Consider the following 26,198-nt stretch of genomic DNA (forward strand, 5'->3'; position numbering starts at 1 on the left):
GCGGGCCAAGTCGAGTGTCCGCACCCCAAATCGGACACACATGACCAAGTTTTCTGATCTCAACCTGAACCCCAAGGTTCTCAAGGCCATCGAAGAAGCAGGCTACGAGTCGCCCACGCCGATCCAGGCAGGCGCGATTCCCCCGGCCCTCGAGGGCAAGGACGTGCTGGGCATCGCCCAGACCGGCACCGGCAAGACGGCAAGCTTCACGCTGCCGATGATCACCACGCTGGCGCGCGGTCGCGCCCGTGCCCGGATGCCGCGCAGCCTCGTGCTCTGCCCCACCCGCGAGCTTGCCGCACAGGTCGCCGAGAACTTCGACACCTATGCCAAGCACGTGAAGCTCACCAAGGCGCTGCTGATCGGCGGCGTCAGCTTCAAGGAGCAGGAGCAGCTGATCGACAAGGGCGTCGACGTGCTGATCGCCACCCCGGGCCGCCTGCTCGACCATTTCGAGCGCGGCAAGCTGATCCTCACCGACGTGAAGGTGATGGTGGTCGACGAGGCCGACCGGATGCTCGACATGGGCTTCATCCCGGACATCGAGCGGATCTTCTCGCTCACGCCCTTCACGCGCCAGACGCTGTTCTTCTCGGCCACCATGGCCCCCGAGATCGAGCGCATCACCAACACCTTCCTGTCCAGCCCCGAGCGGATCGAGGTCGCCCGCCAGGCCACGGCCTCGGAGACGATCGAACAGGGGGCGGTGTTCTTCAAGGCATCCCGCAAGGACCGCGAAGGCAGCGAGAAGCGCCGGGTGCTGCGGGACCTGATCGACCGCGAGGGCGACGCTTGCACCAACGCGATCATCTTCTGCAACCGCAAGGTCGACGTCGACATCGTCGCCAAGTCGCTGAAGAAATACGGCTATGACGCGGCGCCGATCCACGGTGATCTCGACCAGAGCCAGCGCACCAAGACGCTCGAGGGCTTCCGCGAAGGAAACATCCGCCTGCTGATCGCCTCGGACGTGGCCGCGCGTGGTCTCGACGTGCCGAGCGTGAGCCACGTGTTCAACTTCGACGTGCCCGGCCATGCCGAGGACTATGTGCACCGCATCGGCCGCACCGGCCGCGCCGGTCGCGAGGGCAAGGCGTTCACGATCGTGGTGCCGCGCGACGAGAAGAACTTCGAGGACGTCGAGAAGCTTCTCCAGAAAGAGATCCCGCGCGTCGAACTGCCGAACATGCCGAAGCCGACCGCTGCGGCCGACCGCACCGACGACGGCGAGAAGGCAGAGAAGAAGCCGACCCGGACACGGACGCGCTCGCGCAAGTCGGACAAGACCGAAACCGCAAGCGCCGAGAAGACCGAGGCACCCGCCAAGGCCGAAGCGCCCGAGACCAGCGAAAAGGCCGCGGCCCCCGCCAAGTCGGAGAAGTCCGAGACCTCTGGCGGCAAGGGTGGCAAGGGCGGCTCCAAGTCCTCGCGCCGTTCGGACCGGAACGACAACAACGTCGTCGGCCTGGGCGATCACCTTCCCGAGTTCATCGCCCTGAGCTTCGAGGAACGCCGGGCAAGCTGACCGGCTGCCACACACGAGATACGGGGAAAGCGGGCCATTCGGTCCGCTTTTTTCGTGGTCGGACTGTCGCTCCAAGATCTTTCGCGCCAGACATGCGAGCATCGGCGGCGCCCTCCCCGTGCGCAAGCCATTGTCTTAAAACACCATTCCCGAAAATGTAAAAAACATTCACATTACCCCTTGCAAGATCGGGGTGTCGTTCTCATCTCTTGTGATGTGAAAGGCATTCACATTGAACACAGAGAAAAAGGAACACCGCCAATGACCGCCGCCGCGCACGACTATGCCCGCCCCACACCGCTCGGGTGGCTGAAACGCGCCGAGGCCTGGCTCGACGATCGCGGAAGACCCGCCTGGATCGTGGCCATGGTTCTGGGCTTCATCTTCTTCTGGCCGATCGGCCTTTTCCTTCTCGCCTACATGATCTGGAGCAAGCGCATGTTTGGAAAATCCTGCAGTTCATCCCGCAAGGCCAACACCTACGCACGTGGCTTCAACGCGATGCGCTCTTCGGGCAACGCGGCGTTTGACGCCTACAAGGCCGATACGCTGCGCCGCCTCGAGGACGAGCAGAAGAGCTTCGAGGACTTCCTCCAGCGGCTGCGCGAAGCCCGCGACAAGGCCGAGTTCGACCAGTTCATGGACGAGCGCTCGAAGCCCGCACGCGCCATGGACGACGACGAGAAACAGGACGCCTGAGGCGTTCGCCCCATGGCCCCGATCCGGGGCCATGGTGTAGCCTTTTCCCACCCACACCAGTCAGCGAGAGTTGATGTCTGTCGAATTCCATAGCACCGGGCCCTATGCCCATCTTCCCGATCCGGACCGCCAGAGCGCCTTCTACGAGAGCGTGGCGATCAAGCGCGGCCTGGCCTGGGTCGTGGACTCGATCATCGTCGCGTTCCTGGTGATGGTCGCCCTCGTCCTCACGGCCTTCCTTGGCGCCTTCGTCTTCTTCGCACTCTGGATGGTCATCAGCTTCGCCTACCGTGTCATCACCATCGCCAACGGCTCGGCCACCTGGGGCATGCGCCTCATGGCGATCGAGTTCCGCGACTGGCGCGGCCAGCGGCTCGATCTGGCGCAGGCCATCCTGCACACACTCGGCTACACCGTCTCGGTTTCGGTGATGCCGCTGCAGCTGATCTCGATCGTGTGCATGTTCGCGACCGAACGCGGTCAGAGCCTTACGGACATGGTGCTTGGCACGGTCGCGCTCAACAAGCGGGCCTGATAGGCTCCTCGCACCTCGCTCATGCGGGGTGCGACACAGGGCCCGGTAGCACGGCACCCGGTTACCCGCCATTCTCATCATTTCGAGGGGGTTGGCGGGTCCCGGATTCGTTGCTACGTTTCCCTCCGGGACCAGTTGACAGGATCGACATGCGCCATTCGCTGCCACTCGCGCCGCAGTTCTACGTGACGGCTCCGCAACCCTGCCCCTATCTTCCGGGACGGATGGAGCGCAAACTCTTCACCGCACTGCAGGGCGAGTCCGCCGAGAAGCTGAACGACAGCCTGTCCAAGCAGGGCTTCCGACGGTCCCAGAACGTGCTCTACCGTCCCTCCTGTTCGGATTGCGCCGCCTGCCTGTCGGCCCGGATCGACGTGCGCCGTTTCCGGCCGTCGAAAAGCCAGCGCCGCACGCTGAAGCGCAACGACAACCTCGCGCGCCGCGCCTCGAGCCCCTGGGCCACCGAGGAACAGTTCAGCCTGTTCCGGCGCTACCTCGACGCGCGCCACGCCGACGGCGGCATGGCGGACATGGACATCTTCGAGTTCGCCGCGATGATCGAGGAAACGCCGATCCGCAGCCGCGTCGTCGAATATAGCGACCGGGAGAGCGGCGCGCTCAAGGCCGTGTGCCTGACGGATGTGCTCGATGACGGTGTGTCTATGGTCTACTCGTTCTACGAGCCCGAGCTGCAGCGCCGGAGCCTTGGGACCTGGATGATCCTCGATCACGTCGAGATCGCGCGCGAAGCGGGTCTTCCCTACGTCTACCTTGGCTACTGGGTGCCGGGCAGCCCCAAGATGGGCTACAAGGCGCAGTTCGACTCGCTTGAAGTCTACCGTCGCGGCCGCTGGGAGCGGATGCTCGACGTGCATGACTACGACGAGGAACGGCACCCGCTCTCGACCGATCCCATCGCCGAACAGGTTGCCAACATCTCGCTTCCCGACAGCCGCGCCTAAGCCCTGCCGGGCGCGCGGTGGGTTGAGAAACCCACCCTACCTACGTTCGCGCGCCGTGGCTCAGGACAGGCTTGCCATGATCCGCTCGGCCAGTTGCGAGACCGCGGCCCCGGCGGCCCGCGCGATGGCCGTGGGCCCCTCGCCCGTCATCGGCACCACGATGTCGAAACTCTCGATCCGTTCGCGCACGACACGGTCATAGGACGAAATCCCGTACTGCCCAGCCAGCTTCAACGTGCCGTTGTTCAGCGCCACCATGCGCGACACGCTGACATGCACCGCCGCCTGCGCGTCTTCCTCGAGCGGCCAGGGCTCGGGCGCCACGGTCGCCGTCGAGCCGCGGTTGATCTGTTCGGCGATGGCCAGCGTCACGGCCCGGGTCGGATCGTCGGCCCAGAGCGCGTTGTCGACCTGCGTAAGCGCGCCGTCCGCGTCTTCCTGAAGGATCTCGGACGCCTCGGCGTAGGCCGGCAGCGACACCTCGCGCACCTCCAGCGTGGCGACCCGCAGTCGCGCGCTGCCCGCCTCGACCGGGGTGTCGATCAGGTAGCGGGGCTCGGGGCCACAGGCCGCGAGGATCAGGACAAGAGGCAGGAAGCGAAGCATGGGGATCACCGTCCGAACAGAAGGGAATTGGGATTGCGCTCGATGGCGCGGGCAAGCTTGGTCAGCGCCTCGGCGGCCTCGCGGACCTCGCGCAGCGCCGAAACCGTCTCGCGGTTGAAGGTCGAATTGTCGCCGTAGCCCTGAAGCGTGAGCTCGGCCTCGCCGACAAGCGCCTGAATGCGCGCCGAGAGGTCGGGCAGGCTCTGCGCGGCTTCCTCGATGGCGGCAGCGGCATCCCGCGCCGAGGCGAGCGTGGCGTTGGTGTTCTCGACCACGCCGCCCTCGCGCAGCTGCGCGAGCGCACTCCGCACTTCCTCGAGCGTGTTCGAGATCGCCGTCGGCAGCATCCGCGCCTGCTCGGTGTCGATCAGCCGATCGGCGCTGTCGAGCAGCGCGCTGGCGCGCTCCACCACCGTTTCGAGCGGCAGAGCATTGGCCGTGGCCACGAGGTTGCGCAGATCCTCGACCAGCGCCGGCACTTCCGAGGTCGCGCCGGACAGATCGTTGGCCACGCCGGTGACCGAGTCGGCCGCGTCCGAGGCATTCTCGAGCGCCGTCATGAGGTTGCCCACCATGTCGGCGGCGCGCAGGTCTTCGGCGATGCCACGCAGTTCCGCGACGGTCGCGTTCAGCTCGCCCGGCAGCGCCTGTGTCTCGTCGCTCGAGATCAGCTGATCGGCGCTGTCGGCAAGCGCGGTGGCGCGGTCGACGAAGGCCTCGAGCTGAAGCGCGTTCGCCTTGGCGACAAGTGCACGCATGTCCTCGATCAGGGCGGGCACATCGGCGGTGGCCTCGGTCAGCTCGCCGGCGACGCTGCTGACGGTATCGGTGGCCTCGGTCGCACCTTCGAGCGCCGCCGCAAGCTTCTCGGCGGTGCCGGCGGCCCGCAGTTCCTCGACGATGCCACGCAGCTCCGAGACCGTCGCGCGCAACTCGCCCGGCAGCGCCTGCGTCTCGTCGCTGCCGATCAGGCCGCGCGCCTCGTCCAGAAGGCCTGTGACCGACTGCGGCACGCTGCGCAGGTTGTCGTCGGAGGCAAAGCTCTCGATCGACCGCAGCGTCGCGATGGCCTGGTCCATCAGCTCTTCGACCGGCAGGTTGTCGACCCGCTGGAACAACCCTTCGGCGGTCGCGGCGACATCCGGGATCTCGGATTCCACCGACGGCAGCACCGGCGCCTCGGTGTCGAAGATGCCGAGCGTGGCATCGGCCGCCTCCGGCACCTCGACCAGTTCGATCATCAGGGACTGGCTGAACAGGCCCTGCGACGCGAGCCGGGCCCGCAGACCGTCCTGAACGGCTTCCGAAAGGAAGGCGATGGTTTCGGACTGCGGCGCCTCGGCATCGAGGCCGAGCGACCGGGGGTCGATCGAGATCGAGGCTCGCAGCTTCACGTTCTGCTGGCCGCTGCTGTCGTCGATGAACGCGCCGATGGACTTCACCGAGCCGACCTTGAGCCCGCGATAGGTCACCGGCGATCCGGCCTCGAGACCGCGCACGGACTCGTCGAACTCGACCACGAGGTCGACCGCGTTGTCGATGGACTCGCTGAACACGCTCTCGCGCGCGGCTTCCTCGTCGTCGAACAGGTCGAAGACGTAGCGCGACTGAACCGGGCTGCCGCCCGAGAACACCGTGTCGAAGGCGACGCCGCCGCGGATCAGCGCCGCGAGCGAGCCCACGTTCAGGTTCAGACCGTTCGGGCCGAAGTTGAAGTTGAAACCGGAGGTGTCCCAGAAGCGCGTCGCGGTGGTGATGCGCCGGTCATGCGGCGACTCGATGAAGGCATCGACGATCACGCCCTTGCCGGAGTCCAGCAGGCGCGGCGTCTCGATCCGACCGACCTCGATCCCCTGGTGGAAGATCGGCGCGCCGGCGGAGAGCATGCTGCCGTCGGAGGCGCGCAGGACGATCCGCGTGCCCTCCATCCCCGGCTTGACCAGCGGTGCCTTTTCCAGCCCCTCGAACTCGGTGCGCTCGGTTGCAGTCCCCGGCTCGAAGGCGGCCTCGACGTAGACACCCGACAGAACCGTCGACAGCCCGGTGATCCCGGAGGTGCTGACCTCCGGACGGACGACCCAGAACTGCGCGTCCTCGGGGAGCGATGCGGCGACGTTGCGGTCGATACCGGCGGTGACCATGACCCTGGACAGGTCCTCGGTAAAGCGCACCTCCTCGACAATGCCGATCTCGACATCGCGGTAGCGCACAGAGGTTTCCCCCGGTACCACGCCGGCGGCGTTCTCGAAGCTGATCTCGATGCGGGTGCCGCGCTCGGCCCATGTCTGCCAGGCGATGAACAGGGTGACGAGAAGCGCCGCGATGGGCACGATCCAGGTCAGCGAAAGATTGCGCCAGATCGAGCGCTTCTGCCCCTCGATCTTCATGTCCGCCGGTTGCGGGTCACTCATGCCTGTACTCTTCCCCGTCTGCGTCCCAGATCAGCCGCGAGTCGAAGCTCTCGGCCGAGATCATCGTGAAGGCGACAGAAAGCGCGAAGCTCACCGCCGCGATCCCCGGATTGATGGATGCCGCGAAATTCAATTGAACCAGTGATGACAGGATCGCCACCACGAAAACGTCGATCATCGACCAGCGACCGATGAACTCCACGATCTCGTAGAGCCGGTGTCGCGCGTGGGCCGAGAGATGCACCCTCCGGTGGATGCTCAGTGCCAGATAGCCGATCACGAAGAACTTCGAAACCGGAATGACGATCGAGGCGATGAAGACGATCGCCGCGATACCGTAGCTGCCGTGATGGGCAAGATCCACCACCCCGCCGAAGATCGTGCTCTCGGTGGTCTTGCCCAGCATGGAAGTGCGCAGCATCGGGTAGACGTTCGCCGGGATGTAGACGACGAGGCCGGCCAGCAGCCACGCCCAGACGGTCTGCAGGCTGCTGCCGTCACGGGCGGAGATATGTGTGCCGCAGCGCGCGCAGCGGCGGGCGTCGGCCGCGTTGACCCTCCCGCATTCGGTGCAGCCGATCAGGCCGGCCGCCCGCGCGGTCAGGATGCGCGGCGCCGTTCCAGCGTCTTCCATAGCGTGAGCCTGCTCATGAAGTTGTCTTTCAGCACGGTCACGATGACCAGCGCCACGAAGGCCCAGAAGGCCGGGCCGATGAAGATATGCGCGAGCCCCGCCACCTTGACCAGCGCCACGGCGACCCCGACGATGAAGACCTCGGCCATGGCCCATGGGCGGAGGTGGTCGGCGATGCGGAACACCCGCTCGGCGTGCGGTGCGGGACGGTGACCGAAGGCCATAGGCCCCAGCACGTAGATCAGTGCGATGAACCGAACGCTCGGCAGGACGACGATGAGCGCCGCCATCGCAAAGGTCAGCGGCGCGGTCAGCCCCCTCGAAAAGGCGGTCACCGTGTCGAGCAGCGACGCCCGCTGCACCCGCCCGGCTGCTTCGAGTTCGAGAAACGGGAAGAAGATCGCCGCCACCATCAGGATAAGCGCGGCAAGGGCCAGCATGATGATGCGGGTCATGGCAGTCGCCCGCGGTGCCTCGAGCACTGTGTCGCAGCGCACGCAGCGGGCCGTTTCGCCGACCGGCACATCACGCTCGACGTGCAGTGCGTCGCATGAGGGACAGGCGATCAATGTTTCGAGGTCCGGCAGGCCGTGAGGTGACTCGATGCTCATGCCGAGCAATCTAGAGCGGCTTGGCAAAAGGGAAAAGGCAGAAGGCACCGGCCCTTTCTGCAACGCGGCGCGCGCCGTACGGCGCGCCGCGTTGCGCATCAGGGGTCAGCTCAGTCGGCTGATGACAACGGTCACCTCGGGCTTCTTGCCGATCTCGTTCTGCGAGGTGTTGCGCACGATCCGGCGCAGCCCCTCCTCGAGCTTGTCGTCGTCGGTCAGGGTCTTGTCGCCGGCCCGGCCCATGAACTGGTTGAGATCCTCCTCGAGCACCTCGACCAGCGCCGCGTTGCTGCGCCCGGTCTCGGGCAGGCCCCGCAGCTCGCACCAGGGCTCGCCCAGCGGCTCGTCGTCCTCGTCGAGAATGACCGTCACCAGCACGTGGCCGTTCAGCGCCATCCGGATGCGGTCGCGCACGATGCCATCCAGCGCGCCGATCTGCACGCTGCCGTCGAGGTAGGTGCGCCCCGCCTCGATCCACTCGGCCACCGTGGGAACGTTGCCGCTGAGGTCGATCATCATGCCGTTGACCGCAAGGACACCGGTGCGGCCCTTCTGCTCGGCAAGCTTCACGTGCTGGCGCAGGTGGCGGTGCTCGCCGTGCATCGGCACGACGATCTGCGGCTGAACGATGTCCTGCAGCCGCGCGAGATCCGGTCCGTTGGCGTGCCCCGAGACGTGATACTTGCCGCCCGCGTCATCGACCACGTCGACCCCGCGCTCGGAGAAGTTGTTCATGATCCGGATGACCTCCTTCTCGTTGCCGGGAATGGTCTTGGACGAGAACAGGAAGAGATCGCCCTCCTTCAGCTCGATGCCGTTGTACTTGCCGCGCGACAGCTGCGCGCTCGCGGCACGGCGTTCGCCCTGGCTGCCGGTGACGATCAGCATGAGGTTCTCGCGCGGGATCTCGACGGCCTCTTCCGGGCTCACGACGCGCGGGAAATCGACGAGCACGCCGGTCTCGATCGCGGCCTCGATCATCCGCCGCATGGCGCGGCCCAGCAGGCAGATCGACCGCCCGGCCTTGACGCCCGCGTCGGCCAGCGTCTTCACCCGTGCCACGTTCGAGGCAAAGGTCGTGGCCACCACCATCTGCGGCGCTGCCGAAATCAGTTCCTCGATGTTCGGGCCCAGCTCGGATTCCGAGCGGCCCTCGTGCTCGTTGAAGACGTTGGTGGAGTCGCAGATCATCGCCTTGACGCCCGAAGCCGAGACCTCGGCCCAGAGTTCGGGGTCGAAGGCCTCGCCCACCAGCGGCTCGTGGTCGAGCTTGAAATCGCCGGTGTGCACGAGCCGCCCGGCGGGCGTGTCGATGACCAGTGCCGAGCTTTCCGGGATCGAATGCGAGATCGGCAGGAACCCGACCGTGAACGGCCCCGCGGTCACCGTCTCGGGCCACTTCGAACAGGTCTGCACCGTGTCCTCGGAATAGCCGTATTCCGCGAGCTTCTGCCGCGCGAGGTTCGCCGTGAAGGCGCGGGCGTAGACCTTGACCCCGAGCCGCTCGAAGCAGTGGCCAACCGCGCCGACGTGGTCCTCGTGGGCGTGGGTGATGAACACCGCCTCGATCCGGTCGCGGTTCTTCTCCAGCCAGGAGATGTCCGCGAAGATGATGTCGACGCCCGGCGACGTGTCCATGTCCGGAAAGGCCACGCCGAGGTCGACGACGATCAGCCGCTCCTCGCCCGGGGCGCCGTAGCCGTAGACATAGCAGTTCATGCCGATCTCGCCGGCCCCCCCGAGGGGGAGATAGATGATGCGTTCGTTGCTCATGCAGCCTCCTGCCGCTTGTTATGTTCGTGGATGACCGTGAGGCCGTGCATGGTCAGCTCATCCACCCATTCGTCGAACAGGTCCTCTGCCTGCTGGAAGAGCGGCGCAAGCCCCCCGGTGGAAATAACGCGCATCGGGACGTCCCGTTCAGCCTTGATCCGCGCGCAGATCTCGCGGACGAGCCCGACATAGCCCCAGAACACCCCCGACTGCATGCAGGCGACGGTGTTGGTGCCCACCACCTTCTGCGGTTTGGTGATGTCCACATGCGGCAGTGCAGCGGCGGCGAGGTGCAAAGCCTCGAGGCTCAGGTTCACCCCCGGCGCGATCACGCCACCGACGTAGGCGCCGTCGCTCGCGACCACGTCGAAGGTCGTGGCGGTGCCGAAGTCGACGACGATCAGGTCGCCGCCATACAGGTCATATCCGGCAACCGTGTTGACCAGCCGGTCGGGCCCGACCTGCGTGCCCGCATCGACGCGCACGTCGACCGGCAGCACGCAATCGGGCTTGCCCACCACGTAGGGCCGCGTGCCAAAATAACGGTCCGCCAGCACCCTCAGGTTGAAGACCACTCGTGGCACCGTCGACGAGATGATCATGTCGGTGATGTCGGCCTCGATCTTGCGGAACTCCATCAGCGTCGAAAGCCAGACGTAATACTGGTCCGCCGTGCGCTGGTGCTCGGTCGAGGTCCGCCAGGTCGCAAGGAACTTCTCTCCGTCCCAGATCGAAAAGACGGTATTGGTGTTGCCGCAGTCGATCGCCAGAAGCATCGCCGCCCTCCCCTCAGAAAAATACGTCCGCCGCGGCGACGGCCTGCCGGCCCGCCCGGGTCTGCAGCACGAGGTTCCCCGCCTCGTCCACGGTTTCGAAGGTGCCGGTGATCTCGGCGTTGCCCGTCCGGGCGGTGATCACCTCGCCTAGCCGCGCCGCGCGCGCCAGCCAGGCCTCGCGCAGCGGCGCGAAGCCGTAGGTGACGAACCGCGCCTCATGCCCCGCGTAGGCCTCGGCCAGCAGGCCCAGAAAACTCTCGGGATCGACATGCACCCCGGTCTCCGAGAGCAGCGACACCGGCCGCAACGCGCCGGGCTCCACCGTCTCCGCAGCGGGCGCCGACGCGAGGTTCACCCCGATGCCGATTGCCAGATGCGCCACCCCTCGCCGCTGGCCGAGGCTCTCGAGCAGGATACCCGCCACCTTGCCGCCGTTCAGCAGCACGTCGTTCGGCCACTTGAGAGACAGCCCGTCCACCCGGCCGGTGGCCGCTGCAAAGGCATCGTAAAGCGCGAGCGACGCCACGAAGCTGCGCAGCGCCACCACCTGCGGCGCCTCGCGCGGCATCAGCAGCAATGTCGCCGCGAAATTCCCCTGCGGATCCGCCCAGGGCCGCCCCCGCCGGCCCCGCCCCGCGATCTGCCGCAGCGCGCAGATCCACTCGGGCCCCGCAAGCGTCCCCGCGAGCCGCGCGGCCTCGGCGTTGGTGCTGTCCACCTCCGGCAGCACCCGCCGCCCGTATCCTGCCGGCCATCTCATTCGATCACGCGCCCTGGCATCTTCTGGCCAAAAATATCCCCGCCGGAGGCCCCGGCGCCGCAGGCGCCGACACGAAAAAAGGCGACGCGCCGGCGGCGCGTCACCATCAGATGTTGTCCTGCGGAAAGGATCAGTTGACCAGCGTCGCGGCCGCCGCCGACGCGGCGCCCTCGACCCCGAAGAGGTTCACCACCCCGGCCACCATGATGATCGCCGAGACCATCAGGAAGCCCCAGAGCACCGGCGAGCCGCCGGCGTCCAGCGCATCCTCGCGGTCCTCGCCGAAATACATGAAGTAGACGATCCGCAGGTAGTAGTAGGCGCTGATGACAGAAGCGATCACGCCGCCCACCGCGAGCCAGACCAGCCCGGCCCCGTAGGCCGCCTGAAGCACGTAGAACTTGCCGAAGAAGCCGACCAGCGGCGGCACGCCCGCGAGCGAGAACAGCAGCACCAGCATCGCCAGCGCCCGGCCCGGTTCCTTCCTGGAGTACATGCCAAGCGACGCGATGTCGGTCACCGGCTCGCCGTCGCGGCTCATCGAAAGGATGAAGGCGAAGGTGCCGACGTTCATCGTCACGTAGATCGCCATGTAGACCAGCATCGCCTGCACGCCGAACTGGGTGCCCGCCGCGAGCCCCATGAGCGCGTAGCCCATGTGGGTGATCGAGGAGTATGCCATCAGGCGCTTGATGTCGCGCTGGCCGATCGCGGCGATCGAGCCGAGGAACATGGACAGCAGCGACAGCAGCGCCACGACCTGGCTCCAGTCGGCGACGGCGCCGCCGAAGGCGTCGAACAGCAGCCGCGCGAGCAGGCCCATGGCCGCGACCTTGGGCGCGGTGGCGAAGAAGGCGGTGACCGGCGTCGGCGAGCCCTCGTAGACGTCCGGCGTCCACATGTGGAACGGTACGGCCGACACCTTGAAGGCAAGGCCCGACATCATCATCACGAGACCGATCAGCAGCCCCACCGAGAGGTGCTCTTCGGTGGCCGCGGTGATGATCCCCGAGAACAGCGTGGTCCCCGAGAAGCCGTAGGTCAGCGAGGCGCCGTAGAGCAGCAGGCCGGACGACAGCGCGCCGAGCACGAAATACTTCAGGCCCGCCTCGGTCGAGCGCTCGTGGTCCCGGCGCAGCGACGCCACGACGTAGAGCGCCAGCGACTGCAGCTCGAGCCCCATGTAGAGCGCGATCAGGTCGCCTGCCGACACCATCATCATCATGCCGACGGTGCCCAGCGTCACAAGGACCGGGTACTCGAAGCGCAGCATGTTGTGGCGGCTCATGTAGCCTTCGGACATCAGCAGCACCGCCGCCGCCGACAGCAGGATCGCCACCTTGGCGAACCGCGAGAAGGCGTCGTCGATGAACATGCCGTGGAAGGCGACGCGGTCGCCCCCGCCCGAGGCCCCGATCCAGATCGCGACGGCGAAGAACAGGCCGGCGGTGACCCACACGAGGAGCGACGCCAGCTTGTCCTTGCCGGTGTAGACCGCGCCGACCAGCGCCAGCATGGCGTAGACCGCCAGCACGATCTCCGGAAGGATGGTGTTCAGATCAGCCGAGATCATGTCCCGCCCCCTTAATGGTTCGCTTCGGCCACGGTGGGTCCGCCGAGGTCGGCGGCCGCGACGGCCGTGTCATAGTTTTCCACGAGCGCCTCGACCGAGGGCCCGATGATGTCCAGCGCCGCCGCCGGGTAGACCCCGAGCCAGAGCGTCATCACCACGAGCGGTGCAAAGATCCACTTTTCGCGCGCGGTCATGTCCTGGATCGTGCGCAGGCTTTCCTTGATGAGGTCGCCCAGCACCACGCGGCGGTAGAGCCACAGCGCGTAGGCCGCCGAGAAGATCACGCCCGAGGCAGCCACGAAGGCCACCCAGGTGTTGACCTGGAAGATGCCCATGAGCGTCAGGAATTCGCCGATGAACCCGGAGGTGCCCGGCAGGCCGACGTTCGCCATGGTGAACAGCATGAAGATCAGCGCGTAGGCCGGCATCCGGTTCACGAGGCCGCCGTAGGCGTCGATCTCGCGGGTGTGCATCCGGTCGTAGATCACGCCGACGCAGAGGAACAGCGCGCCCGAGATGAAGCCGTGGCTCAGCATCTGGAAGATCGCGCCGTCGACGCCCTGCTGGTTGGCGGCGAAGATGCCCATGGTGACATAGCCCATGTGCGCGACCGACGAGTAGGCGATGAGCTTCTTCATGTCCTCCTGCACCAGCGCGACGAGGCTGGTGTAGACGATGGCGATGGCCGACAGCCAGAACACCAGCGGCGCCATGATCTCGGAGCCCACCGGGAACATCGGCAGCGAGAAGCGCAGGAAGCCGTAGCCGCCCATCTTCAGCAGGATCGCCGCCAGCACGACCGAGCCTGCGGTCGGTGCCTGAACGTGGGCGTCGGGCAGCCAGGTGTGCACCGGCCACATCGGCATCTTGACCGCGAAGCTCGCGAAGAAGGCGAGCCAGAGCATGGTCTGCAGGCCGCCGACGATGTGCACGCCAAGCACCGAGAAGCCGTCGGTGGCGAACTCGTGGGTCAGCAGCGTCGGGATGTCGGTGGTGCCCGCGTCGGTGTACATCGCGACCATCGCGACCAGCATCAGCACCGAGCCGAGGAAGGTGTAGAGGAAGAACTTGAAGCTCGCGTAGATCCGGTTCTTGCCGCCCCAGATGCCGATGATCAGGAACATCGGGATCAGGCCGCCCTCGAAGAACAGGTAGAACAGCACGAGGTCGAGCGCCATGAACACGCCGAGCATCAGCGTTTCAAGCAGCAGAAAGGCGATCATGTATTCCTTCACGCGCGTCTTGACCTGCCAGCTGGCAAGGATCGTGAGCGGCATCATGAAGGTGGTGAGCATGACGAACAGCACCGAGATGCCGTCGACGCCCATCTTGTAGTTCAGCCCCATGATCCAGCTGCCCTCTTCCACCATCTGGAAGCCGGTGTTCGAGCTGTCGAACTGGAAGAGGATGAACAGCGAGATGAGGAAGGTCGCCGAGGTGGCGATCATCGCCAGCCACTTGGCGTTCCGGTCCGCCGCCGCGTCGCCGCCGCGCAGGAACACCGCGAGGATCAGCGCCGCGAGCGCGGGCAGGAAGGTGACGATGGAGAGCAGGTTGTCCATTAGTGGGCCCCTCCGAGGATCGACATCCAGGTCACCAGGATCGCGATCCCGATCACCATGGCGAAGGCGTAGGTGAAGATGTAGCCGGACTGCGCACGTCCCGCGAGCTTGGTGAAGAAGGGGATGATCCCCATGGCGACACCGTTGATGCTGCCGTCGATGACGTTGCCGTCACCGCGCTTCCAGAAGAAACGGCCCACCGCCTTGGCGGGACGCACGAACAGGAAGTCGTAGGCCTCGTCGAAGTACCACTTGTTGAGCAGGAACAGGTACAGCGGACGCTGCTGCTCGGCCAGCTTGCGCGGCAGAACCGGGTTCACGATGTAGAACCAGTAGGCGACCGCGAAACCGAGAACCATCGCGACGAAGGGCGAGAGCTTCACCCAGATCGGTGCATGGTGCGCGTCGTCCATGACGGTGTTGTCGGGCGCCATGTAGATCGCGCCGTACTCGAGCCCGGTGGCGGCGTCTGCACCGGCGTGCTGCGCTGCGGCGGTCTCGCCGTGCTCGCCGCCCATAGCCGACGCCTCGCCGGCGTCCTCCGTGGCGGTGTCGGCCGCGGGGACCTCTTCCGTTGCGGTGTCGGCAGCAGCGGTTTCTTCGCCTTGGCTTTCTTCGGTCGCAGCCGCGTCGCCATGGTCTTCGGCCGCCGCGGTTTCGGTGCCGTGCCCCTCTTCGCTGGCCTCGGCGTGATGCGCGGGCATTCCGAAGAAGCTCAGGACCTTGTCGTGGTTCCCGAAGAAGACGCTGTAGAAGACCATCCCCGAGAACACCGCGCCGATGGCAAGCACGCCGAGCGGAATGGTCATGACCTTGGGGCTCTCATGCGCGTGTTCGTGAGTGTGCTTGTCGCCGCGCGGCTTGCCGTAGAAAGTGAGGAACATCAGGCGCCAGCTGTAGAAGCTGGTGAACAGCGCCGCGATGACCAGCATCCAGAAGGCGTAGCCCCCTTGTGTGCCTGCCCAGGCGCTCTCGATGATCGCGTCCTTGGACACGAAGCCCGCGAAGCCGAACCAGCCGGTGAGCGGAATGCCGACGCCGGTGATGGCAAGCGTGCCGATCATCATCGCCCAGAAGGTGTAGGGCACCTTTTTCCGCAGGCCGCCGTAGTTCCGCATGTCCTGCTCGTGGTGCATCGCGTGGATGACCGAGCCCGCGCCGAGGAACAGCATGGCCTTGAAGAAGGCGTGCGTCAGCAGGTGGAACATCGCCACCGGATAGACGCCGACACCCGCGGCCACGAACATGTAGCCGAGCTGCGAACAGGTCGAGTAGGCGATGACGCGCTTGATGTCGTTCTGCACGAGACCGACGGTGGCGGCGAAGAACGCCGTGGTGGCGCCGAGGAAGGTGATGAAGGCGGTCGCCTGCGGCGCGAATTCCATCAGCGGCGACATGCGGCACACGAGGAAGACCCCGGCGGTGACCATGGTCGCGGCGTGGATCAGCGCGGAGACAGGCGTCGGGCCTTCCATCGCGTCCGGCAGCCAGGTGTGCAGGAAAAGCTGCGCCGATTTGCCCATCGCGCCGATGAACAGCAGGAAGGCAATCAGGTTCGCGGCATTCCACTCGGTCCACAGGAAGGTAAGCTGGGTCTCGGCCAGGCGCGGGATCTCGTTGAAGATCTGGTCGAACTGGATGCTGTCGGTCAGGTAGAACAGCGCGAAGATCCCGAGTGCGAAGCCGAAGTCGCCGACCCGGTTGACCACGAAGGCCTTGATCGCGGCGGCGTTGGCCGAGGGCTTCTTGTAGTAGAAACCGATCAGCAGGTAGGACGCGAGGCCCACGCCCTCCCAGCCGAAGAACATCTGCACGAGGTTGTCCGAGGTCACCAGCGCGAGCATCGCGAAGGTGAAGAGCGACAGGTAGGCGAAGAAGCGCGCGCGGTAGGGCGTGTGCTCGAACTGCGGATCATGCGCCATGTAGCCGAAGCTGTAGAGGTGCACGAGCGCCGACACCGTGGTGACCACGATCAGCATGATCGAGGTCAGCCGGTCGACCCGGATTGCCCATTCGGTCGAAAGCGTGCCGCTTTCGATGAAGCGGAACAGCGACACGGTGTGCGCGTCGCCCAGCGTCAGGAACACGATCCACGACAGCAGCGCGGCAAGGAAAAGCAGACCCGTGGTGGTCCATTGCGCGCCCTTCTCGCCCATGAGCTTCCATCCGAAGCCCGCGAGGATGGCGCCCACCAGCGGCGCGAAAAGAATGATCGTCACCATCGGGTTCAGCCTTTCATCACGTTGATGTCTTCCACGGCGATGGTGCCGCGGTTGCGGAAGAAGCAGACGAGGATCGCGAGGCCGATGGCGGCCTCGGCCGCCGCGACGGTGAGGATGAAGAGTGTGAAGACCTGGCCCGCCAGATCGCCCAGGTAGGACGAGAAGGCGACCATGTTGATGTTCACCGACAGCAGGATGAGCTCGAGGCTCATGAGCAGGATGATCACGTTCTTCCGGTTCAGGAAGAGCCCGAAGATGCCGATGACGAACAGCACCGCCGCCACGGTAAGGTAATGTTCAAGCCCGATCATTCGCGGTCTCCTTTCCGGCACCCGTGTTGCCGCATCCCGAGGACCACGGGCACGAAGACGCCCGCGAAAAAGATGGCTATCCAGCTGGCTATGCTCATCGCTGTCCCTCTTACTGCCCCTGCGGGGCCTCGTTCTTGGTTCGGGCGCGCGTAGCACGCCCTCTGTCTTGTCACCCGCGCGCAGCCGGCGGGCCGTCGGGAGCGCCGTGGCGCCCCCGGGAGGAGAGGCTCAGAGCCCCTGCCCCGGTTTCACGTCGCGCAGCTCCAGCGCCTTGGCCGGATCGCGATACATCTGTGCCAGCACGTTCTGGCGCTTGACGTCCGAGCGGTGGCGCAGCGTCAGGACGATCGCCCCGATCATCGCGACCAGCAGGATCAGGCCGGCAAGCTGGAACAGAAGGAAGTAACGGTCGTAGAGCAGCACCCCGAGCGCGGCGGTGTTCTGCAGGTCCGACGGCGTCGGTGCGGTCATCAGCTCGGGCGCCATCTCCGACGTTTCCCACGCGCCAAAGGCCATGCCGAGCTGCATCAGCAGCACGATCCCGATCAGCAGCGCCAGCGGCATGTATTTCGCCATGCCCGACTTCAGCGCGGCGAAGTCGACGTCGAGCATCATCACCACGAAGAGGAAGAGCACCGCGACGGCACCGACGTAGACGATCACCAGCAGCATCGCGACGAACTCGGCGCCGAGCAGCACGAAGAGCCCCGCGGAACTGAGGAAGGCGAGGATCAGCCAGAGCACCGAGTGCACCGGGTTGCGGCTGATCACCGTGAAAAGCCCGCCGATGATGGCGCAAAGAGCGAAGAGGTAGAAGGCGAACACGGTCATTCTTCGTCATCCTTGTTGTCTTCCATGACGTCGCGCGCAAGCTCCATGGCGCGGGTCATGGCGGGTATGCCGGCGAAGACCGACATCTGTGCGATCGTCTCGGCGATCTCGTCTTTCGATGCGCCGGCCTCGAGGGCGTGGCGCACGGTCATGCGCACCGCCGTATCGGCCTGCGCGCCCTGCATCGTCAAGCCCGCGAGCGTCAGCAGCAGACGGGTCTTGGAGTCGAGCCCTTCCTTCGACAGCCCCTTGCCGAACCAGAACTCCATGGCGTCCTTCGGCATGGTGGGCCAGAGCTTTTCGAACTCGCGGGGCGAGAAGCTCTCGAGCGCGGGGTTGAACGCCCGCGCCATCTCCTGGGCCTGCTGCATCATCAGCTCGAACGGGTTCTTGCCGGTGTCGCTCATGCGCGGTCTCCCTGCTGCCACGACAGCCCCGGCGCCCGCGCGGCGGCGCGGCGCTCTGCAAGGGGGGCTGTGTGGCGGGTGGCTGTCATGGCGATCCTTGCAGGCTCAGCGGTAGGGTGCATCGAGTTCCAGGTTGCGGGCGATCTCCGCTTCCCAGCGCTCGCCGTTCTCGAGCAGCTTCTCCTTGTCGTAGAAGAGCTCTTCACGGGTCTCGGTCGAAAACTCGAAGTTCGGTCCCTCGACGATGGCGTCCACCGGGCAGGCTTCCTGGCAGAAGCCGCAGTAGATGCACTTGGTCATGTCGATGTCGTAGCGCGTGGTGCGGCGCGAGCCGTCGTCGCGGGGTTCCGCATCGATGGTGATGGCCTGCGCCGGACAGATCGCCTCGCAGAGCTTGCAGGCGATGCAGCGCTCTTCCCCGTTGGGGTAGCGGCGCAGCGCATGCTCGCCGCGGAAGCGGGGCGACAGGTAGCCCTTTTCATGCGGGTAGTTCAGCGTGGGTTTCGGCGCGAAGAAGTAGCGCAGCCCCAGCTGGAACCCCTTGATGAAGTCGAACAGCAGGAAATATTTCGCGGCGCGGCCGTAGTCGATCTGAGTCATTGGTTACACTCCCGTGGTCCAGCGGGCGAAGAGGCCCCAGAACCAGCCGAATTTCGCGGCGAAGGCGGTGAAGACCACCCAGACGAGGCTGAACGGAAGGAAGACCTTCCAGCCAAGGCGCATCAGCTGGTCGTAGCGGTAGCGCGGGGTGATCGCCTTCACCATGGCGAAGATGAAGAAGAAGAAGGCCATCTTGCCGACCATCCACAGGGCACCGTCGGGCAGGCCCGGGATCGGCGACAGCCAGCCGCCGAAGAACAGCAGCGAGGTCAGCGCACACATCAGGAAGATGGCGATGTATTCACCGGCCATGAACAGCAGGAACGGCGTGGCCGAGTATTCCACCTGGTAGCCGGCGACCAGTTCGGATTCCGCTTCCGGAAGGTCGAACGGCGGGCGGTTGGTCTCGGCCAGCGCCGAGATGAAGAACAGGAAGACCATCGGGAAGTGCGGCAGCCAGTACCAGCCGAAGAAGCCCCAGCCGGTGTCCTGCGCATGCACGATGTGGCCGAAGTTCATCGAGCCCGTCGAGATGATCACGCCGATGATGATGAGGCCGATCGACACCTCGTAGGAAATCATCTGCGCGGCAGAGCGCAGCGAGCCGAGGAACGGGTATTTCGAGTTCGACGCCCAGCCGCCCATGATCACGCCGTAGACCTCGAGCGAGGAGATCGCGAAGACGTAGAGGATGGCGACGTTGATGTCCGACAGCACCCAACCCTCGGAGAAGGGAATCACCGACCAGGCCACCACGGCCGTCACGAAGGAGATCATGGGTGCGAGGATGAACACCGCCTTGTCGGAGCCGGCGGGAATCACCACTTCCTTGAGGATGTATTTCAGCGCGTCCGCGACCGACTGGAGGATACCGAAGACCCCCACCACGTTCGGCCCGCGGCGCATCTGGACGGCGGCCCAGATCTTTCGGTCGCCGTAGACGAGGAACAGCAGCGAGATCATCACGAAGCCCAGTACCGCTAGGCACTGCGCGAGGATGATCACGAAGGTTCCGATCGGGGTTGAGAAGAAGTCTGCCATCAAGTGTCCCTCACACCATCGGTATTCCGTTCTCGGCACAGGCCATGGCGACGACTTCCGCGTCGATGGTCTTGAGCCCTCGGGGCAGCGCCGCCGAGATCGTGTAAACAGCATCTCCGCGCCAGAGGCCACCCTCCTGCGCGACATTCGTGCGCAGATGACGCGCAAATCCGTAGCCACGGATCAGCGCATACTGCGCCGCGGCGCACCGCGCATAATCTTCCACGTCGCCCGCATCCCGGGCGCCGCGCATCTCGACGAAGAAATTCACCAGGTCTCCGTCGAGCAGCGCCGTCTCGATCCCCTCGTATCGCGGCTCGAAGGGCACATCCTCCGGTGCCGCCGATTCGGCGCAGCCGCCCAGGGCGGCCGTCGCCAGAAGTGGTATCGCGAGACGCAGCCACATGGATCACTCGGCGGCGATCGGCTGTTCGCGGCGCGCCTTGGCGTTGGCCGAGAGCTCGGCCATCAGCACCGATGCGCGCGCGATCGGGTTGGTCAGGTAGTGATCGCGGATCGCGTAGCGGAAGCTCGCGTCGCCGAGGCTCGAGGTCGTCTCCGCCGACCACGTGTTGCCCGGCACCTGGTCGACCTGCGCGAGATGCGGCACGTCGGCCACGAGCGCCTGGCGCAGCTGCGGCAGGCTGTCCCACGGCAGCGTCTCGTTCAGCTCGGACGAGAGCGCGCGCATGATCGCCCAATTCTCCTTGGCCTCGCCCGGCGGGAAGCAGGCCCGCAGCGCCAGCTGCGGCCGCCCCTCGGTGTTCACGAAGAGTCCGTTTTCCTCGGTGTAGGCCGCGCCCGGCAGGATCACGTCGGCGCGATGTGCGCCGCGGTCGCCGTGGCTGCCCTGGTAGATCACGAAGGGACCATCGGCGATCTCGACCTCGTCCGCACCGAGGCTGTAGACCACGTCGGCACCGTCGATGGCAGCATCGAGGCCGCCGTCGGTCACCGCGTTCACGTCCATCGCGCCGACACGGCCGGCGGCGGTGTGCAGCACCATGAGCTTCGAGCGGGTGTCCTCGGCAAGCTTCATCGCGGCGGCCAGAACGGCGGTGCCGTCGGCCTCCTGCAGCGCGCCCTGCCCCACGATCACCACCGACGGCTGATCGAGCACGTCGCCGTAATCCTTGTCGAGCAGAGATTGCAGTGCCGCGCGGTCGTTGCCGACATGGGCGTAGTCATAGGTCAGGTCGACCGCTTCACCGACGACGCCCACATGCGCGCCGTTCAGCCATGCCTTGCGGATGCGCGCGTTCAGCACCGGCGCCTCGTCGCGCGGGTTGGTGCCGATGAGCTGCACGAACTTCGCGGTGTCGAGATCCTCGATGGAGGCGTTGCCGACATAGCCCGACCGGTTGCCGGCGGGCAGCTTGGCACCGTCCGTGCGGCACTCGACCGCGCCGCCCAGGCCCTCGATCATGCGCTTGAGCGAGAACGCCGCTTCCACCGGGGCGAGATCGCCCACGAGGCCTGCGACCTTCTTGGCCCCCTTCATCGCCTCGGCGGCCTTGGTCAGCGCCTCGGGCCAGGTGGCCGGGCGCAGCTTGCCGTTCTCGCGGATGTAGGGCTTGTCGAGACGCTGGCGGCGCAGGCCGTCCCAGACGAAGCGCGACTTGTCGGAAAGCCATTCCTCGTTCACGCCATCGTTGTTGCGCGGCAGGAAGCGCATCACTTCGCGGCCCTTGGTGTCGACGCGGATGTTCGAGCCGAGCGCATCCATCACGTCGATGGATTCGGTCTTGGTCAGTTCCCACGGACGCGCGGTGAAGGCGTAGGGCTTCGAGACCAGCGCGCCCACCGGGCACAGGTCGATGATGTTGCCCTGCAGGTTCGAGTCGAGCGTCTCGTTGAGATACGAGGTGATCTCGGCATCCTCGCCCCGTCCGGTCTGGCCCATCTGGCTGATGCCGGCGACCTCGGTGGTGAAGCGCACGCAGCGGGTGCAGGAAATGCAGCGCGTCATGTGCGTGCCGACGAGCGGGCCGAGGTCCAGGTCGTCCACGGCACGCTTCGGCTCGCGATAGCGCGAGAAGTCGACACCGTAGGCCATCGCCTGGTCCTGCAGGTCGCATTCGCCGCCCTGGTCGCAGATCGGGCAGTCGAGCGGGTGGTTGATGAGCAGGAACTCCATCACCCCCTCGCGGGCCTTCTTGACCATGGGCGAGTTCGTCTTGACCACCGGCGGCTGGCCGTCCGGTCCCGGGCGCATGTCCTTGACCTGCATCGCGCAGGAGGCGGCGGGCTTCGGCGGACCGCCCACCACTTCGACAAGGCACATGCGGCAGTTGCCGGCGATCGACAGGCGCTCATGGTAGCAGAACCGCGGCACCTCGATCCCGGCCTCCTCGCAGGCCTGCAGAAGCGTCATGGCCGGATCGACCTCCAGCTCTTTTCCGTCGATGATGATCTTGCGCAGGTCAGTCATTGGCATCTTCCCAGACAGAATTTCCTCGCGGCCGGCTCACGCGCCGGCCCGGACATGGTGCGGGCAATTTCCGAAGCGGCGCGCCGCATCACCACGCCCTCAGGAGCGCGCCGATCTGCGAGCCCCTCTCGATTTCCTCGCGCCCGACGCGGCAGTAACCGGCTTCCTCGCCCAGCGTCACGCCGCGCGCCTGAAGCCAGGCCTCGCCCTCGGCACGGTATTTCTTCTTCTCGTCCTTCGAGGTCACGTAGTCCTCGATCTCGTCGTCGCTGTAGCCGAGCGCGCGCGCCTTGCCCTTCAGATCCCCGAGGAAGCTGTAGGCGGCGATCATGCGCGCACCGATGTTGCCGCAGGTCTTGCGGATCTCGTCGGCGATTCCCACGGCGAGCAGCCCGTCGTGCACCGCCTTGACCTCGCCCAGTGGCGGCTTCGCGGTTGCAGCGGCCGGCAGGGCCGTGGTGCCGATCATGGCGGCCAGCAGAAGCGGTTTGATCCCTTGCATCGCGTGTCTCCCGTTCGCGGTGTTACGAGGCGCGGTTCTGCGCCTCCCTACTCCCGAAGACATGGGAAGACCATGCACGGTCATGCAATAACCGCGATCGTGACCGCCGGATATGACGGTTCGCTCGCTCATTCGAGGCAGGTCCCCGAAAGCCGCACCTCGTCGTCCTGCACCGGGATCTGCGCGGCCGGGGTGTCGGGCCCCACCGTCCACGCGATGTCGGACGTGCCGAGATAGTCGATGCAGTATTTGGTGCCCTCGAAACGGGCGCCGCCGATGGCCCCCTCGAGCGACGCGCTGGCCGGGCCCGCGGTGGACACGAAGCTGGCCCTGTCCCCGCTCAGGGCCTTCGCGTCGCCGGCGAAGGTCACGCCCTGGTAGACGTAGCTGTTGTCGTCGCCGCCAAAGATGCCGCAGCCCGCAAGGCCGGCGCCCGCGAAGGCCAGCAGCGCCATGGTCCTGATGCCGATCCCTGTTTTCACGTCACCCACCGCTTCCGTCACAGTTTCTGCAGGAGTTGCCCCACGTCGGAGCCCTGCGCAATTTCCGCCTCGCCCACCGGGCAAAGGGTTTCCGGCTGGCCCGGAACCGCCCCGCGTGCGGCGAGATAGGCCTCGGCCTGCGCGCTGGAGTTGTTGAAGTCATGCGCGGTATAGACCGCGTTCAGCGCGGCGCGGTCGGCGCCGCCTGCCGCCAGCTCTTCGGTGGCGCGGTTGACCGCGCCGGTCCAGGGCGACGGCGCCATCGAGATGCCCTGCCCGTAGCAGGCATCGGCGATGCGTTCGGCAACGCCGATGGTCACAACGCGATATTCCCACCGCTCGGCCAGCGGCGCCGAGGCGCCCGGCGCGCGGCCAGCCTGCGGGGCGCTGCCGTTGCCGTTCGACGCCGGCGCGCCGCAGGCCGCCAGCAGAACGCAGGCCACCAGCGCGCCGCCGCGCATCAGGGGATATGTTGCCGCCCGCGCCACGATCACTCGGCCGCCATCGCGCCCATGCGGCCAGTCTTCTTGGCCTTGATGCGGTCCTCGATCTCTTCGCGGAAGTGCCGGATGAGACCCTGGATCGGCCAGGCCGCCGCGTCGCCAAGCGCGCAGATGGTGTGGCCCTCGACCTGCTTGGTCACGTCGAGCAGCATGTCGATTTCCTCGACCTCGGCCTCGCCGGTGGCGAGACGCTGCAGCACGCGCATCATCCAGCCGGTGCCCTCGCGGCACGGAGTGCACTGGCCGCAGCTCTCGTGCTTGAAGAAGCTCGACAGGCGCCAGACCGCCTTGATCACGTCGGTGGAGTTGTCCATCACGATCATGCAGCCGGTGCCGAAGCTCGACTTGTTCTCGCGCATCCAGTCGAAGTCGAAGATCGCGTCCTCGAGGCTGGCCTTCGGCAGGATCGGGCAGGACGCACCGCCGGGGATGATCGCCTTGAGATTGTCCCAGCCGCCGCGGATGCCGCCACCGTGCTTCTCGATGATCTCGCGCACCGAGAGCGACATTTCCTCTTCGAAGACGCAGGGCGTGTTCACGTGGCCGGTGAGGCCCATGAGCTTGGTGCCCGAGTTGTTCTTGCGCCCGAAGCCCGAGAACCAGCTGGCGCCACGGCGCAGGATCGTCGGTACCACCGCGATGGATTCGACGTTGTTCACCGTGGTCGGGCAGCCGTAGAGACCCGCGCCCGCCGGGAACGGCGGCTTCATGCGCGGCATGCCCTTCTTGCCCTCGAGGCTCTCGATCAGCGCGGTTTCCTCGCCGCAGATGTAGGCGCCGGCGCCGTGGTGCAGGTAGAGGTCGAAGTCCCAGCCGGTGCCACAGGCGTTCTTGCCGATCATGCCGGCGTCGTAGGCCTCGTCGATGGCGGCCTGCAGCGCTTCCTTCTCGCGGATGTATTCGCCGCGGATGTAGATGTAGGAGGCATGCGCGCCCATCGCGAACGACGCGATCAGCGCACCCTCGATCAGCGTATGCGGATCGTGCCGCATGATCTCGCGGTCCTTGCAGGTCGCGGGCTCGGATTCGTCGGCGTTGATGACCAGGTAGTGCGGCCGGCCGTCGTTCTCCTTGGGCATGAAGGACCACTTGAGGCCCGTCGGGAAGCCCGCGCCGCCACGGCCACGCAGCCCGCTGGCCTTCATCTCCTCGATGATCCAGTCACGGCCCTTGTCGATGAGCCCGGCGGTCCCGTCCCAGTGTCCACGCTTCTTCGCTCCCTGCAGCGTGCGGTCGTGCATGCCGTAGAGATTGGTGAAAATGCGGTCCTCGTCCTTCAGCATCGCATCAGTCCTTGTCCTTCTGGCGCGCGCGCCAGAGCCCGTAGATCATCCAAATCGCCGTCCCGAACCCGGCGAGTGCCGCCAGGTCGAAGAAAGCCCGTGTGCGCTGGCTCCAGTCCAGCGCGTTGCCCGCCGCCATGGCGGCGACCCAGGCCAGCCCGGTCCCGGCGATCACGAGCGCGATGATGCGCCCTTGCCGGTCGTGGCGGTCTCGGTCGTTCATGCCTTCGGCCTCCGTGGGTCCCGGGGCGTAGAAACGGCGCCTGTCACGGCACCGGTCGGGCCCCTGCCCGTTTGCCTGTCATCGTCCTGCCCCACACGGGCCAGCCGCCCGGAGCGCTTGTGCTGTCGAGGTCTCAGTAGACCTCGCCGTCGTCGACGCGCTGCGAGAACTCGGTCTCGCTACCCGCCGCCAGAATCTTTGCCTGCCCGACCCAGTCGTCGCGGGACACGCGGCCCCGGAAGCCCTGCAGGTTGGCATCCATCCAGGCCACCTCCTCGGCGCCCCAGCCGGCGATCTGCTCGAAGTGGAAGATGCCATGCTCGTGCAGCAGCGTCTCCAGCTTCGGGCCCACGCCCTTGATTTCCTTCAGGTCGTCGGCGCCGCCCTCGCGGGGGGCCGAGAGGGCCTCGGGCTTGCTGCCCTCGGCCTCGACCGTGTCATCGCCCGTCGTCGCGTCGGGCTCGTATCGCCAGCTGCCCTTGCGGCTGTCGAGATCGGCCTCGCCCGGCAGCGGCTTCGACGGCTTCACCACCGATGCGCTTTCGCCGGTTTCGGGCGCCGGTGCGCTGTCCGGCGCGACCTCATCTGCCGTCTTCGGCGCGGAGGCTTCGGCGGCGGGCTCGGGCGCGGCTTGTGCCAGGGGTGCAGCGGCAGCGGCGTTCGAGGACGGTGCGGCCTCCGGGGCGGACGGCTTGCGCGGCGCAAGTTTCGGAACCGGGGCGCAGACCATCCAGACCAGCAGCGCGCCAAGCAGCGCCGCCGTCAGGACACCCAGCAGGATCGCCGCGACGATCCCCTTGTGTGCTCCAAGCGCGAACAATGCCACGACCAGCCCGACCACACCGGCCCCGATCCAGCAGTTGCGCTTGCAGGCTCCGTCCATCACCGTGTCCGTCATCCCCTTAGTCCCCCCTCAGCAACAGGTGCAGGAGGGA

At 66.3% G+C, this 26,198-nt stretch carries 27 protein-coding genes; 4 read left to right on the plus strand and 23 right to left on the minus strand.

Annotated elements, in window-relative coordinates; all coding sequences use genetic code 11:
- Positions 1 to 40: 40 nt before the first annotated feature.
- From D6860_RS10940 to D6860_RS10955, 4 genes are all read left to right on the plus strand, one after another.
- Positions 41 to 1,525, plus strand: coding sequence for a DEAD/DEAH box helicase (locus tag D6860_RS10940; RefSeq protein ID WP_076625075.1), 1,485 nt, complete (start codon positions 41 to 43; stop codon positions 1,523 to 1,525).
- A 261-nt stretch (positions 1,526 to 1,786) separates the two neighbouring features.
- Positions 1,787 to 2,224 (plus strand): DUF2852 domain-containing protein, encoded by a 438-nt coding sequence (locus D6860_RS10945; RefSeq protein WP_017467771.1) that lies wholly within the window; start codon positions 1,787 to 1,789, stop codon positions 2,222 to 2,224.
- A 73-nt stretch (positions 2,225 to 2,297) separates the two neighbouring features.
- Complete coding sequence (locus tag D6860_RS10950; protein ID WP_076625076.1) at positions 2,298 to 2,759, plus strand: RDD family protein; 462 nt, start codon at positions 2,298 to 2,300, stop codon at positions 2,757 to 2,759.
- 149 nt (positions 2,760 to 2,908) lie between these two features.
- Positions 2,909 to 3,721, plus strand: a complete 813-nt coding sequence (locus tag D6860_RS10955; RefSeq protein WP_017468231.1) for an arginyltransferase — start codon at positions 2,909 to 2,911, stop codon at positions 3,719 to 3,721.
- A 60-nt stretch (positions 3,722 to 3,781) separates the two neighbouring features.
- Here the strand turns inward: D6860_RS10955 and D6860_RS10960 are convergent, their stop codons facing one another.
- From D6860_RS10960 to D6860_RS11070, 23 genes are all read right to left on the minus strand, one after another.
- Positions 3,782 to 4,327, minus strand: coding sequence for a PqiC family protein (locus D6860_RS10960; protein ID WP_017468230.1), 546 nt, complete (start codon positions 4,325 to 4,327; stop codon positions 3,782 to 3,784).
- 5 nt (positions 4,328 to 4,332) lie between these two features.
- Entirely contained in the window at positions 4,333 to 6,738 is a 2,406-nt protein-coding gene (locus D6860_RS10965; protein WP_076625077.1) for an MlaD family protein, read from the minus strand.
- A complete protein-coding gene (locus D6860_RS10970) occupies positions 6,731 to 7,372 on the minus strand; it encodes a paraquat-inducible protein A (RefSeq protein ID WP_076625078.1) in 642 nt (213 codons plus the stop codon). The genes D6860_RS10965 and D6860_RS10970 overlap by 8 nt, the downstream gene beginning before the upstream one ends.
- Positions 7,339 to 7,983 (minus strand): paraquat-inducible protein A, encoded by a 645-nt coding sequence (locus tag D6860_RS10975; protein ID WP_076625475.1) that lies wholly within the window; start codon positions 7,981 to 7,983, stop codon positions 7,339 to 7,341. Before D6860_RS10975 ends, D6860_RS10970 begins: the two co-directional genes overlap by 34 nt.
- A gap of 105 nt (positions 7,984 to 8,088) precedes the next feature.
- A complete protein-coding gene (locus D6860_RS10980; protein ID WP_076625079.1) occupies positions 8,089 to 9,756 on the minus strand; it encodes a ribonuclease J in 1,668 nt (555 codons plus the stop codon).
- A complete protein-coding gene (locus tag D6860_RS10985; protein WP_017467918.1) occupies positions 9,753 to 10,532 on the minus strand; it encodes a type III pantothenate kinase in 780 nt (259 codons plus the stop codon). The genes D6860_RS10980 and D6860_RS10985 overlap by 4 nt, the downstream gene beginning before the upstream one ends.
- A gap of 13 nt (positions 10,533 to 10,545) precedes the next feature.
- Positions 10,546 to 11,292: a biotin--[acetyl-CoA-carboxylase] ligase gene (locus D6860_RS10990; RefSeq protein ID WP_076625080.1), complete on the minus strand. Its 747-nt coding sequence runs from the start codon at positions 11,290 to 11,292 to the stop codon at positions 10,546 to 10,548.
- A gap of 130 nt (positions 11,293 to 11,422) precedes the next feature.
- Positions 11,423 to 12,865 (minus strand): NADH-quinone oxidoreductase subunit NuoN, encoded by a 1,443-nt coding sequence (gene nuoN, locus D6860_RS10995; RefSeq protein WP_076625081.1) that lies wholly within the window; start codon positions 12,863 to 12,865, stop codon positions 11,423 to 11,425.
- Between the two features lie 11 nt (positions 12,866 to 12,876).
- Positions 12,877 to 14,427 carry an NADH-quinone oxidoreductase subunit M gene (locus tag D6860_RS11000; RefSeq protein WP_076625082.1) on the minus strand — a complete coding sequence of 517 codons (1,551 nt, stop codon included), beginning with the start codon at positions 14,425 to 14,427 and terminating at the stop codon, positions 12,877 to 12,879.
- Positions 14,427 to 16,649, minus strand: coding sequence for an NADH-quinone oxidoreductase subunit L (gene nuoL, locus D6860_RS11005; protein WP_076625083.1), 2,223 nt, complete (start codon positions 16,647 to 16,649; stop codon positions 14,427 to 14,429). Before nuoL ends, D6860_RS11000 begins: the two co-directional genes overlap by 1 nt.
- A 5-nt stretch (positions 16,650 to 16,654) precedes the next feature.
- Positions 16,655 to 16,960 carry an NADH-quinone oxidoreductase subunit NuoK gene (nuoK, locus tag D6860_RS11010; RefSeq protein WP_017467842.1) on the minus strand — a complete coding sequence of 102 codons (306 nt, stop codon included), beginning with the start codon at positions 16,958 to 16,960 and terminating at the stop codon, positions 16,655 to 16,657.
- Positions 16,961 to 17,188: 228 nt separating this feature from the next.
- Complete coding sequence (locus D6860_RS11015) at positions 17,189 to 17,791, minus strand: NADH-quinone oxidoreductase subunit J (RefSeq protein WP_076625084.1); 603 nt, start codon at positions 17,789 to 17,791, stop codon at positions 17,189 to 17,191.
- The gene (locus tag D6860_RS11020) at positions 17,788 to 18,198 is read right to left on the minus strand and encodes a carboxymuconolactone decarboxylase family protein (RefSeq protein WP_076625085.1); all 411 of its coding nucleotides are present in this window, start codon (positions 18,196 to 18,198) and stop codon (positions 17,788 to 17,790) included. The genes D6860_RS11015 and D6860_RS11020 overlap by 4 nt, the downstream gene beginning before the upstream one ends.
- Before the next feature lie 105 nt (positions 18,199 to 18,303).
- Positions 18,304 to 18,798, minus strand: coding sequence for an NADH-quinone oxidoreductase subunit NuoI (nuoI, locus tag D6860_RS11025; protein WP_076625086.1), 495 nt, complete (start codon positions 18,796 to 18,798; stop codon positions 18,304 to 18,306).
- 3 nt (positions 18,799 to 18,801) lie between these two features.
- On the minus strand, positions 18,802 to 19,839 hold the full coding sequence (gene nuoH, locus D6860_RS11030; protein WP_076625087.1) for an NADH-quinone oxidoreductase subunit NuoH: 1,038 nt from the start codon (positions 19,837 to 19,839) through the stop codon (positions 18,802 to 18,804).
- Positions 19,840 to 19,849: 10 nt separating this feature from the next.
- Positions 19,850 to 20,245, minus strand: a complete 396-nt coding sequence (locus D6860_RS11035; RefSeq protein ID WP_076625088.1) for a hypothetical protein — start codon at positions 20,243 to 20,245, stop codon at positions 19,850 to 19,852.
- 3 nt (positions 20,246 to 20,248) lie between these two features.
- On the minus strand, positions 20,249 to 22,270 hold the full coding sequence (nuoG, locus tag D6860_RS11040) for an NADH-quinone oxidoreductase subunit NuoG (protein ID WP_076625089.1): 2,022 nt from the start codon (positions 22,268 to 22,270) through the stop codon (positions 20,249 to 20,251).
- 88 nt (positions 22,271 to 22,358) lie between these two features.
- Positions 22,359 to 22,772 carry a DUF5333 domain-containing protein gene (locus D6860_RS11045; protein WP_083697909.1) on the minus strand — a complete coding sequence of 138 codons (414 nt, stop codon included), beginning with the start codon at positions 22,770 to 22,772 and terminating at the stop codon, positions 22,359 to 22,361.
- 128 nt (positions 22,773 to 22,900) lie between these two features.
- Positions 22,901 to 23,254, minus strand: a complete 354-nt coding sequence (locus tag D6860_RS11050; protein WP_076625477.1) for a hypothetical protein — start codon at positions 23,252 to 23,254, stop codon at positions 22,901 to 22,903.
- A gap of 17 nt (positions 23,255 to 23,271) precedes the next feature.
- A complete protein-coding gene (locus D6860_RS11055; RefSeq protein WP_229743245.1) occupies positions 23,272 to 23,748 on the minus strand; it encodes a DUF5333 family protein in 477 nt (158 codons plus the stop codon).
- Positions 23,745 to 25,040 (minus strand): NADH-quinone oxidoreductase subunit NuoF, encoded by a 1,296-nt coding sequence (gene nuoF / locus D6860_RS11060; RefSeq protein WP_076625090.1) that lies wholly within the window; start codon positions 25,038 to 25,040, stop codon positions 23,745 to 23,747. Before nuoF ends, D6860_RS11055 begins: the two co-directional genes overlap by 4 nt.
- Before the next feature lie 4 nt (positions 25,041 to 25,044).
- Complete coding sequence (locus D6860_RS11065; protein ID WP_017468887.1) at positions 25,045 to 25,263, minus strand: DUF5337 domain-containing protein; 219 nt, start codon at positions 25,261 to 25,263, stop codon at positions 25,045 to 25,047.
- A gap of 133 nt (positions 25,264 to 25,396) precedes the next feature.
- Positions 25,397 to 26,161 (minus strand): endonuclease, encoded by a 765-nt coding sequence (locus D6860_RS11070; protein ID WP_076625091.1) that lies wholly within the window; start codon positions 26,159 to 26,161, stop codon positions 25,397 to 25,399.
- Positions 26,162 to 26,198 lie beyond the last annotated feature (37 nt).

Source organism: Salipiger sp. D13 (assembly GCF_003703915.1).
Classification (GTDB): Bacteria; Pseudomonadota; Alphaproteobacteria; order Rhodobacterales; family Rhodobacteraceae; genus Salipiger; species Salipiger profundus.

Excerpts from the sequence above, each read along its gene's own strand:
- D6860_RS10940 (WP_076625075.1), top strand. The coding sequence starts at position 41 with ATGACCAAGTTTTCTGATCTCAACCTGAACCCCAAGGTTCTCAAGGCC.
- D6860_RS10945 (WP_017467771.1), top strand. The coding sequence starts at position 1,787 with ATGACCGCCGCCGCGCACGACTATGCCCGCCCCACACCGCTCGGGTGG.
- D6860_RS10950 (WP_076625076.1), top strand. The coding sequence starts at position 2,298 with ATGTCTGTCGAATTCCATAGCACCGGGCCCTATGCCCATCTTCCCGAT.
- D6860_RS10955 (WP_017468231.1), top strand. The coding sequence starts at position 2,909 with ATGCGCCATTCGCTGCCACTCGCGCCGCAGTTCTACGTGACGGCTCCG.
- D6860_RS10960 (WP_017468230.1), bottom strand. The coding sequence starts at position 4,327 with ATGCTTCGCTTCCTGCCTCTTGTCCTGATCCTCGCGGCCTGTGGCCCC.
- D6860_RS10965 (WP_076625077.1), bottom strand. The coding sequence starts at position 6,738 with ATGAGTGACCCGCAACCGGCGGACATGAAGATCGAGGGGCAGAAGCGC.
- D6860_RS10970 (WP_076625078.1), bottom strand. The coding sequence starts at position 7,372 with ATGGAAGACGCTGGAACGGCGCCGCGCATCCTGACCGCGCGGGCGGCC.
- D6860_RS10975 (WP_076625475.1), bottom strand. The coding sequence starts at position 7,983 with ATGAGCATCGAGTCACCTCACGGCCTGCCGGACCTCGAAACATTGATC.
- D6860_RS10980 (WP_076625079.1), bottom strand. The coding sequence starts at position 9,756 with ATGAGCAACGAACGCATCATCTATCTCCCCCTCGGGGGGGCCGGCGAG.
- D6860_RS10985 (WP_017467918.1), bottom strand. The coding sequence starts at position 10,532 with ATGCTTCTGGCGATCGACTGCGGCAACACCAATACCGTCTTTTCGATC.
- D6860_RS10990 (WP_076625080.1), bottom strand. The coding sequence starts at position 11,292 with ATGAGATGGCCGGCAGGATACGGGCGGCGGGTGCTGCCGGAGGTGGAC.
- nuoN (WP_076625081.1), bottom strand. The coding sequence starts at position 12,865 with ATGATCTCGGCTGATCTGAACACCATCCTTCCGGAGATCGTGCTGGCG.
- D6860_RS11000 (WP_076625082.1), bottom strand. The coding sequence starts at position 14,427 with ATGGACAACCTGCTCTCCATCGTCACCTTCCTGCCCGCGCTCGCGGCG.
- nuoL (WP_076625083.1), bottom strand. The coding sequence starts at position 16,649 with ATGGTGACGATCATTCTTTTCGCGCCGCTGGTGGGCGCCATCCTCGCG.
- nuoK (WP_017467842.1), bottom strand. The coding sequence starts at position 16,960 with ATGATCGGGCTTGAACATTACCTTACCGTGGCGGCGGTGCTGTTCGTC.
- D6860_RS11015 (WP_076625084.1), bottom strand. The coding sequence starts at position 17,791 with ATGACCGTGTTCGCCTTCTACCTCTTCGCTCTTTGCGCCATCATCGGC.
- D6860_RS11020 (WP_076625085.1), bottom strand. The coding sequence starts at position 18,198 with ATGAGCGACACCGGCAAGAACCCGTTCGAGCTGATGATGCAGCAGGCC.
- nuoI (WP_076625086.1), bottom strand. The coding sequence starts at position 18,798 with ATGACTCAGATCGACTACGGCCGCGCCGCGAAATATTTCCTGCTGTTC.
- nuoH (WP_076625087.1), bottom strand. The coding sequence starts at position 19,839 with ATGGCAGACTTCTTCTCAACCCCGATCGGAACCTTCGTGATCATCCTC.
- D6860_RS11035 (WP_076625088.1), bottom strand. The coding sequence starts at position 20,245 with ATGTGGCTGCGTCTCGCGATACCACTTCTGGCGACGGCCGCCCTGGGC.
- nuoG (WP_076625089.1), bottom strand. The coding sequence starts at position 22,270 with ATGACTGACCTGCGCAAGATCATCATCGACGGAAAAGAGCTGGAGGTC.
- D6860_RS11045 (WP_083697909.1), bottom strand. The coding sequence starts at position 22,772 with ATGCAAGGGATCAAACCGCTTCTGCTGGCCGCCATGATCGGCACCACG.
- nuoF (WP_076625090.1), bottom strand. The coding sequence starts at position 25,040 with ATGCTGAAGGACGAGGACCGCATTTTCACCAATCTCTACGGCATGCAC.
- D6860_RS11065 (WP_017468887.1), bottom strand. The coding sequence starts at position 25,263 with ATGAACGACCGAGACCGCCACGACCGGCAAGGGCGCATCATCGCGCTC.
- D6860_RS11070 (WP_076625091.1), bottom strand. The coding sequence starts at position 26,161 with ATGACGGACACGGTGATGGACGGAGCCTGCAAGCGCAACTGCTGGATC.